Origin of the sequence: Aggregatibacter actinomycetemcomitans DSM 8324 (assembly GCF_000372365.1) — a bacterium.
Lineage (GTDB): Bacteria > Pseudomonadota > Gammaproteobacteria > Enterobacterales > Pasteurellaceae > Aggregatibacter > Aggregatibacter actinomycetemcomitans.
On the sequence record NZ_AQUU01000007.1, the window covers coordinates 109,969 to 121,028 of the forward strand.

General features: G+C 39.8%; 10 protein-coding genes and 2 pseudogenes. 4 read left to right on the forward strand and 8 right to left on the reverse strand.

All coding sequences use genetic code 11. The features are described 5' to 3' along the window. Positions 1–71 precede the first annotated feature (71 nt). The 3 genes and pseudogenes from pyrD to topA all read left to right on the forward strand — a co-directional run bounded on the left by pyrD (position 72) and on the right by topA (position 4,451). Positions 72–1,091: a quinone-dependent dihydroorotate dehydrogenase gene (gene pyrD, locus A3CS_RS0105430; RefSeq protein WP_005574487.1), complete on the forward strand. Its 1,020-nt coding sequence runs from the start codon at positions 72–74 to the stop codon at positions 1,089–1,091. Between the two features lie 30 nt (positions 1,092–1,121). Continuing rightward, a pseudogene (locus A3CS_RS01000000110925) lies at positions 1,122–1,607 on the forward strand (PHP domain-containing protein); the annotation flags it as partial. A 237-nt stretch (positions 1,608–1,844) separates the two neighbouring features. Next, positions 1,845–4,451 (forward strand): type I DNA topoisomerase, encoded by a 2,607-nt coding sequence (gene topA / locus A3CS_RS0105440; protein ID WP_005544715.1) that lies wholly within the window; start codon positions 1,845–1,847, stop codon positions 4,449–4,451. 84 nt (positions 4,452–4,535) lie between these two features. Here the strand turns inward: topA and A3CS_RS0105445 are convergent, their stop codons facing one another. The 3 genes from A3CS_RS0105445 to A3CS_RS0105455 form a co-directional block, all read right to left on the reverse strand. Continuing rightward, positions 4,536–5,372 carry a DUF4198 domain-containing protein gene (locus tag A3CS_RS0105445; RefSeq protein ID WP_005568752.1) on the reverse strand — a complete coding sequence of 279 codons (837 nt, stop codon included), beginning with the start codon at positions 5,370–5,372 and terminating at the stop codon, positions 4,536–4,538. Between the two features lie 126 nt (positions 5,373–5,498). After that, positions 5,499–6,431, reverse strand: a complete 933-nt coding sequence (uspE, locus tag A3CS_RS0105450) for a universal stress protein UspE (RefSeq protein WP_019518303.1) — start codon at positions 6,429–6,431, stop codon at positions 5,499–5,501. A gap of 118 nt (positions 6,432–6,549) precedes the next feature. Continuing rightward, positions 6,550–7,323 carry an FNR family transcription factor gene (locus A3CS_RS0105455; protein WP_005544709.1) on the reverse strand — a complete coding sequence of 258 codons (774 nt, stop codon included), beginning with the start codon at positions 7,321–7,323 and terminating at the stop codon, positions 6,550–6,552. Between the two features lie 107 nt (positions 7,324–7,430). On the opposite strand from A3CS_RS0105455, the gene A3CS_RS1000000112030 reads away from it, so the two are divergent. Next, positions 7,431–7,601, forward strand: a complete 171-nt coding sequence (locus A3CS_RS1000000112030; RefSeq protein WP_005544707.1) for a hypothetical protein — start codon at positions 7,431–7,433, stop codon at positions 7,599–7,601. Positions 7,602–7,662: 61 nt separating this feature from the next. Here A3CS_RS1000000112030 and ftnA (A3CS_RS0105465) read toward each other — a convergent pair whose 3' ends face one another. The 5 genes and pseudogenes from ftnA (A3CS_RS0105465) to A3CS_RS0105485 all read right to left on the reverse strand — a co-directional run. Beyond that, positions 7,663–8,160: a non-heme ferritin gene (gene ftnA, locus A3CS_RS0105465; RefSeq protein WP_005544705.1), complete on the reverse strand. Its 498-nt coding sequence runs from the start codon at positions 8,158–8,160 to the stop codon at positions 7,663–7,665. A gap of 15 nt (positions 8,161–8,175) precedes the next feature. Beyond that, positions 8,176–8,661: a non-heme ferritin gene (ftnA, locus tag A3CS_RS0105470; protein WP_005544704.1), complete on the reverse strand. Its 486-nt coding sequence runs from the start codon at positions 8,659–8,661 to the stop codon at positions 8,176–8,178. Positions 8,662–9,481: 820 nt separating this feature from the next. Further along, a pseudogene (locus A3CS_RS01000000110930) lies at positions 9,482–9,931 on the reverse strand (type II secretion system protein GspD); the annotation flags it as partial. Next, complete coding sequence (locus tag A3CS_RS0105480; RefSeq protein ID WP_005544699.1) at positions 9,900–10,511, reverse strand: hypothetical protein; 612 nt, start codon at positions 10,509–10,511, stop codon at positions 9,900–9,902. The pseudogene A3CS_RS01000000110930 and the gene A3CS_RS0105480, both read right to left, overlap by 32 nt. A 297-nt stretch (positions 10,512–10,808) precedes the next feature. Next, the coding region (locus A3CS_RS0105485; protein ID WP_019518283.1) for an IS3 family transposase at positions 10,809–11,060 on the reverse strand (252 nt) is incomplete at its 5' end.

An 11,060-nucleotide genomic window follows, 5' to 3' on the forward strand; every position in this document is an offset into this window, starting at 1 on the left:
ATCAAAAAGTGCGGTTAATTTTGACCGCACTTTTTCATTCCACAGTTAACTATCCGGAGAGATAAACGAGTATGTATTCTTTGATTCGTAAAGGGATTTTCGCCCTTGATGCCGAAAATGCCCATAACCTAGCCATAAAAACCCTTGCTTTGGCAGCCTATCCGCCGTTACATTTTCTGTTAAAACAGCTTTTAAATTGCCCGTCGGGTACGCCGAAAACCGTCATGGGTATTACGTTTAAAAACCCTATCGGCTTGGCGGCGGGCGCAGATAAAAACGGCGAAGCCATTGATGGTTTCGGCGCCATGGGATTCGGTTTTATTGAAGTGGGCACCGTCACGCCTTTAGCGCAAGAGGGCAATGCAAAGCCGCGTCAATTCCGTTTAATTGAAGCGGAGGGTATTATTAATCGCAACGGTTTCAATAATTATGGTATCGATCATCTCATAGAAAACGTGAAAAAAGCCAAATACGACGGTGTGCTTGGCATTAATATCGGTAAAAATAAGCTAACGCCATTAGAACAAGGCAAGGATGATTACATCATTTGCCTCAATAAAGCCTATAACTATGCGGGCTACATCACCGTAAATATTTCTTCGCCGAATACGCCGGATTTACGTCAATTACAATACGGCGATTATTTTGATGATTTGCTGCAAAGCATTAAAAGACGCCAACAAGCGCTGGCGGAACAATATCAAAAATATGTACCTATTGCGGTGAAAATCGCCCCGGATTTAACGGAAGCGGAGCTGGTTCAAATTGCCGATACGTTATTACGTCATAAAATGGACGGCGTGATTGCCACCAATACGACAATTTCTCGCGACAACGTCACAAATTTAAAAAATGCCGAACAGCAGGGCGGATTAAGCGGAAAACCGCTACAACATAAAAGCACGGTAATTATCGCCCGATTACATCAGGAACTAAAAGGACAAATCCCAATTATCGGCAGTGGCGGCATTGACGGTGTACAAAACGCACAAGAAAAAATCCGGGCGGGCGCCGAGCTTTTGCAAGTGTATTCAGGATTGATTTACCACGGACCGAAATTGGTGAAAACATTAGTTGAGGCGATTAAATAGGGGGCATATCAACATGACAAAATACGATTTGCTTACGCAGAAGCCAGAAAACTAGCCGGTGAAGGCGAAGTCACCAGAGCGCATTATGCGCGTCATTTAGTGCAAATCGGCAAAGTCTCTAACGACGGGCAAGCCTTTAAACGTTATTTGGGACAGGGCAAGTCTGCTTATGTGAAGCCGCAATGGGCGGACATTCCAACCACCATTGACATTATTCACCAAGCCGGTGGCGCTGCCGTGTTGGCGCATCCGTTGCGTTACACCATGACTATGAAATGGGTGCGAAAACTAGCGGAGAATTTTAAAAGTTGGGGCGGTGATGCCATGGAAATTTCCGGTTGCGGGCAACGTCCCGATCAATTTCAATTGCTGGTAAAACTGGCTGAGGAACACCAATTGGCGGGTTCGATGGGATCGGATTTTCACTTTCCTTGCGCGTGGGTGGAACTAGGAAAACTAAAACCGCTGCCGGAACACATTCCTTTTGTCTTAAATATAAAAAATGACCTTGCCTGAACAGCAGTCCATTAAAAATACCTTGTAAAACGACCGCACTTTAAGGTGTTACCCTGCACAAATCCAGCTGGCTGATGAGTCAATAAAGGCTTTGACCTTCGCCACCAAATTTTATCTAAATTGCGTTGAGTTTGTCCATTTATTGCGCCGTTTGGAAAAAAGTAGTTGACCTGCTTAAAGATAGTCAGCAATATAGCGGGCAATTTTACACAGATTAATTGAAATTAGGTAATAATAATGAGTAAATCCTTAGTTATTGTGGAGTCGCCGGCAAAGGCGAAAACCATTAATAAATATTTAGGAAACAATTATGTAGTGAAATCCAGCGTGGGGCATATTCGCGATTTGCCAACCGTGGGTTCCTCCACTGGAGAAAAAGCCAAAGCCATTTCCACCAAAGGGCTCAGTGCGGAAGAAAAACAGGCGATAAAACACAAAAAAGAACAGGAAGCTTTAGTCAAACGCATGGGCATTGACCCTTATCACAGTTGGAAAGCCAACTATCAGATTCTCCCCGGCAAAGAAAAAGTGGTTGCCGAACTGAAATCTCTCGCAAAAAAAGTTGATCATATTTACCTCGCCACCGATTTGGATAGAGAAGGAGAGGCGATTGCCTGGCATTTGCGTGAAGTCATCGGCGGCGATGATGAACGTTATAGCCGCGTGGTGTTTAATGAAATTACCAAAAACGCCATTAAACAAGCCTTTGAACACCCCGAACATTTGAATATGGATCGCGTTAACGCACAGCAAACCCGCCGCTTTTTGGACCGCGTGGTAGGCTTTATGGTCTCACCGTTACTTTGGAAAAAAGTGGCGCGCGGTTTATCTGCCGGTCGTGTGCAATCGGTGGCGGTGAAGTTAATCGTTGAGCGTGAACGTGAAATTAAGGCTTTCGTGCCACAGGAATATTGGGAAGTCTCCGTGCTCACCAATACACCGAAAGGCGATGAAATTCGCTTGGATGTGGTTCAATTTAAAGGTAAGAAATTCGAGCCGAAAAATGCCGAGCAGGCGCAAAGTGCGGTGGATTTTTTAAGTAAATCCGACTATGTGATTTCCGATTTGGAAACCAAGCCGACCAGTTCCCGCCCAAGAGCGCCGTTTATTACCTCAACCTTACAACAAACCGCTAGCACCCGTTTAGGCTTCGGTGTGAAAAAAACCATGATGTTGGCGCAACGTTTGTATGAAGCCGGTTACATCACTTATATGCGTACCGACTCCACCAATTTAAGCCAGGATGCGCTGAATATGGTACGCGGCTACATTGAAAAACAGTACGGTCAAACCTATTTGCCGGCAAAACCGAATTTTTATTCCAGCAAAGAAAATGCGCAGGAAGCCCATGAAGCTATTCGTCCGTCCGATATCAATGTGGGCTTGGATGACTTAGCGGGCATGGAAAAAGACGCGGTGCGTTTATATGATTTAATCTGGCGTCAATTTGTGGCATGTCAAATGCCTGCGGCACAATATGACAGCACAACATTAACCGTAACAGCGGGGGATTACAGTTTAACCGCGAAAGGGCGCATTTTACGTTTTGACGGTTGGACCAAAGTGTTACTGCAACAAAGTAAATCTGCAGAAGATCAGGCGTTACCGGCGGTTTCCGTTAACGATAAACTTAACTTGTCGGAAGTGCAACCGCAGCAATATTTCACCAAACCGCCGGCACGTTTCTCTGAAGCAGCGTTGGTAAAAGAATTGGAAAAACGTGGTATCGGCCGTCCTTCCACTTATGCAGCGATTATCTCTACAATTCAGGAACGCGGTTATGTACGCACCGAAAATCGTCGTTTCTATGCGGAAAAAATGGGGGAAATCGTAACGGATCGGTTGAATCAGTCTTTCGCCGATTTAATGAACTACGATTTCACCGCTAATATGGAAGACGTACTGGACCAAATTGCTTCCGGGGATAAAAACTGGAAAACCGAATTAAACCAATTCTTCAAAGACTTCTCGACCCAATTGACCAAAGCGGAATTAGATGAATTGGAGGGCGGTATGCGCCCGAATAATTTGGTTGAGACGGATATTTGTTGCCCGACTTGCGGTCGCAATATGGCGATCAGAACCGCCAGTACAGGCGTATTCTTAGGCTGCACCGGCTATGCCTTACCACCGAAAGCACGTTGCAAAACCACCATTAACCTGGTTCCTGAAGCGGAACTATTAAATGTGTTGGACGACGCGTCGGAAACCAAAGCGCTAATGGAACGTAAACGCTGCCCGAAATGCGGTACGGCGATGGACAGTTATATTATCGATCCTCATCGAAAACTACATATTTGCGGCAATAACCCGAATTGTGACGGCTATTTAGTCGAAGAAGGTAAGTTTAAGATTAAAGGTTATGACGGCCCAATCGTTGAATGCGATAAATGCGGCGGTGATATGCACCTTAAACTGGGGCGCTTCGGTAAGTATATGGCGTGTACACAATGCGATAATACGCGCAAAATTCTGAAAAACGGCGAAGTGGCGCCACCGAAAGAAGAACCGATTCATTTCCCGGAATTAAAATGCGAAAAATCCGATGCTTATTTCGTCTTGCGAGATGGCGCGGGCGGGGTGTTTATGTCCGCGCATAATTTCCCGAAATCCCGTGAAACCCGTGCACCTAAAGTGGCGGAATTGGCGTTATATCGTGAGCGGCTGCCGGAAAAATTAAGCTATCTGGCTGACGCACCACAAACGGATCCGGAAGGCAGTGAAGCCATCATTCGCTTTAGTCGTAAAGAAAAACGTCAATATGTCACCTCCGAAAAGAATGGCAAGGCGACAAAATGGATAGTGGATTTTGTTGATGGGAAGTGGGTAGAGCGAAAGAAATAAAACAGATTTTCGTTCATGCTTCTTAAAAAGTGCGGTTAAAAAAACAATTAAATTTTTAACCGCACTTTTTATTGATAAAAGAAATTAGTGATGGTGGTGATGTTCGTGAGGTTTATATTCCGCGCGTTTTTCTCCCACCGGCAATACCAGCGTCGCGTAATTTGCCGAATGTTGACACACTTTAGGGTCACCAAACGGAATCTTGTGTATAACTTTTACTTTCCATAAACCTTCAACTAACGGTAAGAAATTAACTTTGCCATCTTTGTCCGTTTTACTCGAAAAACCTTGTACTTCACGGTGGTCTTCCGCTGATTCAATATCTTTAACTAGCACGGTGTCAGCTGTTGCAATAACAACCTCGCCGGCTAATGGCTTACCTTTATAAAAAATTTGTAACGGGAAAACTTCACCAGCTTTGAGTTCTGCGGGACTTTTTAGTGGTACAATTTCTAACTCTTGCCCTAATTTTTCTTTATAAATTGTCGAATCTATTTTGCCACCGACAGTAACCAAACTTTTACCAAACATTTGAGTTTGCTCACAGTAGGTAGCATCTTTCATTTGTTGCATATTTTCTTGTTTCCAGCCTTTAGCATTTTGTGACCAGAAAATCGGTTTATAGGTAGCTGAGACCCAATAAGAACCCTCTGCCAACGGTTTTTCAGCGGTGTATTGATAATTTTCGCCTTGTTGCTTCAATTCGGTGGTATTTCCGTTTTTATCGGTTAATTCAAGTGGTGCAAAAAAATGCAGTCGATCATCAGCAATTTTTTCTGCATATGGGAAATGATGTCCGTATCCTAAATCTGCTTTTAATATATCTTCCGCACTAATATGGGACGGTGCGGTCACCCATAGATCATGCGCTTGTGTTAAACTACTTAATCCTAATAGTGTAATTAGTAATGATTTTTTCATTGTTTTTCCTTCTGAGTTAAATAAGTTATGTTGAATTAATAGAAAGTAATTTTTTGAAGGAAAAAAAGTAAAGCAAAAAGAGGGCATAGTCAATACAAAAATGCCCGCTACGCCTAAATTTTTAAATTAATCATTGTTCTTTGACGGCTTAATCGCCAGCAAATTGGAGTTAAGCTTACTAATTACATGTTCTGCCGTATTGCCTAAAAAGGCAGCTGAAAGCCCGGTTCTACCAATAGTACCCAAAATCACTAATTCGGCTTCAATTCTCTCTGCGACCTGAGGGATGACATCTTCCGGGAAGCCTTCAAGTACATGAGTGTGATCCTCACTGATGCCATATTTCTGACGCAGCGCCTTCATATTGATTAAATATTGTCCACGCAAACCGCTGCTATATTCACCTGAACTGAATTCCGGCAAATCAATTACCATATTAATCGGTGTCGGTGGATAGGCTGTGACAAGATGAATATTGCCACGATCTAAAGAATCAGCTAAATCCATACTTAATGAAACCAGTTCATCATTAAAAGAACTATGGGCTTCATTTTCATCATCAGATACGTTCACGGCAACTAAAATCCGACGCTGATGTTTCCAGTCACCGTCTTTTACTACTAAAATCGGTACCGGGCATTTGCGTAATAATTGCCAATCTACAGGTGTAACAATAAGCGATTTCAAGCTTTCTTCAGCTTTCGTATATTTCACGACCAAATCATAGCCTTGCGTTTCAACTTCCGTTGTGATGGCTTCCGCTTCATTGCTGTTCCAAACAACGGTAGTAGCAAATTCAATGCCATCAGAAGCATATTTTTCAATATAAGGCCAGATAGCTAATTTACGCTGTTCAATAACGTTGTTATGCATTTCGGAGCGTTCTTCCGAAGAAAGTAACGCCGACATTTCATAAGATAAATCGTAAATTGCGAGGAAAAGGGTAATTTTGACAGGAGATGGGCTTTTTTGTTCTTGCGCCAGACGAACTGCTCTGGCAAGGGCATATTGTTTGTCATTTTCGGGGTTTAAAACCACCAGTATCTTATTGAATTTCATATACAACCTCCATTTATTGGTATAATAGGGTAGAACATTATTGAATAAATAACAAGGCAGGCAGTTTAAAAAGGTGATCCGATGCAATATTTTATATTACACCGGAAGAATGAACGGACTAAATAATCAGTTGAATTTTGTTTTTGTTGGTACCGGATAGTTCGATTAATTCCGCCATATTATTAATCGTAATGTATTTTCCTTGAACCGATAATACACCAAGTTTTTGGAAGCGACCGAGTAAACGACTGATAGTTTCGACGGTTAAACCGAGATAATTGCCGATATCACCACGAGTCATGGTTAAGCGGAATTCCCTGGCAGAAAAACCTCGGGCGGAGTAGCGTTGAGATAAGTTATAAATAAATGCGGCAAGACGTTCTTCTGCATTCATTTTAGAGAGTAATAAAATCATTTCCTGATCACTTTTAATTTCATTACTCATTAAACGCATAATTTGCTGGCGCAGTTTAGGCATTTTGCCGGATAAATCATCCAAAATATCGAACGGAATTTCACATACCATTGCCGTTTCTAACGCTTGAGCAAAACTCGGATGTTGCATATTCATAATGGCATCGAACCCCACCAAATCGCCCGGTAAATGAAAAGAGGTAATTTGTTCTTCGCCTGTTTCGCTAATGGTATAAGATTTGATTGTGCCGGAACGGATAGCGTAGAGTGAGGTCAGCTCATCGCCCGCTTTAAAAAGTACTTGGGATTTCTGTATAGGTTTTTTACGTTCAATAATATTATCTAACTGATCTAATTCGTGTTCATTCAAAGTAAAAGGAATACATAGCTGGCTAATGCTACAATTTTGGCAATGAATGGCACACCCCCCGGATTGAACTCGACGTCCTAATTTTGTTTCTGTCGCTAAAATTTTCATTTATGCCCCAAATTACAGAAAAATTGAAAAAAATCGTGTAAAATTGATCTAGCTCAATAGTACCACTAATTCATTAATTTAAGAAGTATAAACATAAGTGAGGATATATGGCTGCTGAAAAACTGACTAAGAAACGCTTAATTCAAATTCTCATTATGCTGATAGTCCTGCTTACCGCATTTTTTTATCGCACGTTTTATTATGAAGCCAGTGGAACAGGTCAACCACCGGCAAAAACACTTGAAAAAAACACCGCACTTTCTGAGAATAAAAATTAAGTTTTGGAATGAGAAAAAGAAAGGCTAAATCAATGTGACTTAGCCTTTTATTTAAACCGGACTAGTTGCTTTCTGCTAAAGCGCCTAAATCTTTATCAACAAGGAATAAACCTTTTCCATCTTCGCCAAGAAGATTCAGTTTATCCAAAATTCCGCTGAATAATTTTTCTTCTTCGTGCTGTTCTTCAACGTACCATTGTAAGAAGTTAAAAGCAGAGTAGTCCTTCTCTTCAAATGTTCTACCAACCAATTCATTGATTTTGGCAGTAATCAATTTTTCATGTTCGTATGTTAATTCAAGTACTTGTTTTAACGAAGCGAATTGGTGTGGCGGTTCATCAATTGCAGTAATGACAGCCAATGCGCCGGTTTCATTTAAATAAGTGAACAGTTTACGCATATGTTGCATTTCTTCAGCTGCGTGTGCAGATAAGAATTTTGCCGCGCCTTCTAAGCCTTGTTGTTCACACCAGGCGCTCATTTGTAAATATAAATTAGAAGAATAAAACTCTAAATTCATTTGGTCGTTTAATAGTTTAACCACATCATTTGATAACATTTTATTTCTCCTCTTTTATAACGTTTTTAAATCACGATCAATGTAGTAAAGGGCAGTGCCGCTTTCGCCAAGAAGTTTAAATTTGTCCACAATGCTATTGAACAATTTTTCTTCTTCATGTTGTTCCGCAACATACCATTGTAAAAAGTTAAAACTAGAGTAATCTTTTTCGGCAAAGGTACATTCCACTAATTCATTAATTTTAGACGTAACTAACTTTTCATGCTCAAGGGTAATCTCGAAAACTTCTTTTAATGACGCATAGTCATGTTTAGGGGCTTTAATTTTACCTAATAATGGCATACCGCTGGTTTCGCTCACATAAGTGAATAACTTTTGCATATGCTCCAACTCTTCATCTGCATGGCGAAGTAAAAATGCCGCAGCACCTTCATAACCTTGCTTATAACACCACGCACTCATTTGCAAATAAACATTTGATGAGTAAAACTCCAGATTAATTTGCTCATTTAATTTTGCTGTAATCACTTTACTAAGCATAACCAACTCCTTTCCTTAATTTGTTAATAGATCGCAATACAACTTAATTTGTTGTGCGCATTTTATTCACCTTATTGAGAATAGTCAATCAAATTCTCATAAAATATCTTAGTAAGTGTTTAATTTAAAATGAATTTTATAATAACAACAATTCTCATTTAAGTAGTGTTACTGAAATAAATTCTCAATTGTAACTAAATTGTTAAGAGATTATTTAATGGAAACGGAAGGATGTACATAACGATAAAAACCCTCTATGAATATCAGTCGATTTTTATAAACCTAGATTCAGCTAGAGAAGTATTTTCACCTACCTCTAAAAACTCACGAATATCTCATCATCATAAACGCTCAAAAAATCAAATATTCAAGAAATAAATTTTGTTACCCAGTCATTTTTAAAGAGAGCAAACCTCAAATTCCCAGAAGTGACTTACCATTTATTTTATTTAACATAATATAAATTATGCGAAGTTAGTGACTTCGTTAACAAACGCTACGGATTAATAAAAACACAGAGTTATTCACAGGTCAATCTTACTGGTTAAACGTGATGGAAACTGAAGAAATAAAGCCTTGTAAAATCAATAAATATTGATTTATCAAGACTTATTTAAAAATGTAAGCATAAATTCAAGCGCGTTTCGCATTATCTAATCAGCAGTTATTACGTGGCTTTAGAGGTATTTGCAGGGGCGGGAAATTTTCATTTCTCGATTAAATTTAGGTACGCGCAAAAAATAAAAATGCCCGAATAACATCGAGCATGGTTTACCGGGCTGCAAGCCTTCGCCCTGCATTTTCCGCAAGCGGAAAATAGTTAGACAAGTTTCACTTGGAGTAAAATCACTATATCTGTCTTAGTATCATTTTTGGATTTTCCCGTTAAAAAACCTTTAGGAAGAAATGAAAAACCTGTTTCACCTTCCGTTATTTTATTTTCAGCCAGACCACCAAGAACAATCACATCGCCATTTTTTACACTTACATCTGTGACAATGTCGCGTTTTATAAGTGTCGGAGATTGATTAACACCTGTATCCGTCTTAACAAAATTAGATAGTTGTTGCTGAATTTTTATATCAATATTATCGGCTTTAATCGTCGGCAATATGTCAAAAATTACACCGCTTGAGCGGTATTCAATGGACTGCACCGGACGACCATTTCTATCATAAGTAACCGAGCCAAGAATAGGTACATCAGAGCCAACGCTAAAATTGCCCTTTGAGCCTGATTTAACGCGAATTGTCGGAGAGCTTACAACGTGAACCGACTCTATCATCCAAACCTTTTTTAGCGGCCCTTAATGTCCTTTCCAAATCAGGCGTTTGAAGATTTGGGGTTTTTATATCATCTAAACCCTTACCCTCACCATCTCCATCATTATCACCTTTGCCATTTCCATCAGGCAAAACGGCGCATTTATCATCACCGTTTTTAAAACCTAGAAATTCACTATCGCCATTTTTAACAATATTCGGATTTTGCATTGCGTCTAAAATCGCATTGGCTATATCGCAATTATCATTTTTTAATGCTTTAATTAATGACGGTAAAAGTGCGTTTCTATAAACAGCTTTTAAATTAGAACCAAAAGAAAATTGCTCGTCCCAAGTCCACCAACCATCATGAAAAAAGTTATCTTGTGATTTGCCATGATGGATAGTTAAACCCGTATCATCAGATTCAATAGTAGTCAAATCTTCATCACCATCAGGCTGTTTACATTTTTTATAACCGGAACCATAACTAATCAATTTACAACTGGTCTTTAAAGCATTAGGACTATTTTGAGGTTTTGAGCCTCTTTGTATAGTTGAACGTGAATAACAAGCGGGAACAGCCAAAGAGTATTCAACAATACTAAGACAATAGAAATAAGCCTTATAAGGAAGTTATAACCTTATTTTAACGCTATATTTTTACTACAAAATTTTCCTTATCTTTAGAATAAATTGCGCTACGTGAATTCTGAGATAATTATCAGGTTCATATGCTGAATTTTTAAAATACATAATTATAAAAAAACACGCTAAATTTCTTCAGCGTGTTTTAAGCTATATTCGTGACAGTGTCTCGTGATGTAAAATCACTAAAAATTTTGACCGCACTTTGATCTGCCCCCCAAAAGTTGGACAGGTTAGTTAACTTAAATATTGAGCTCGGTATTGCACCGGGCTTAATCCTTTTAAATCAAGTTTAATTCGTTCTTGGTTGTAATACACCAAATATTCTTCAATTTCCGCCTGTAATTCGGCAATCGAAGTATAAGTGCGTGAGTAAAAACACTCAGATTTTAATATCGCAAAAAAGCTTTCAATCACCGCATTATCATAGCAATTCCCTCGGCGACTCATACTTTGTATCGCCTTGCCTTCCAACATCTTTACCCATTC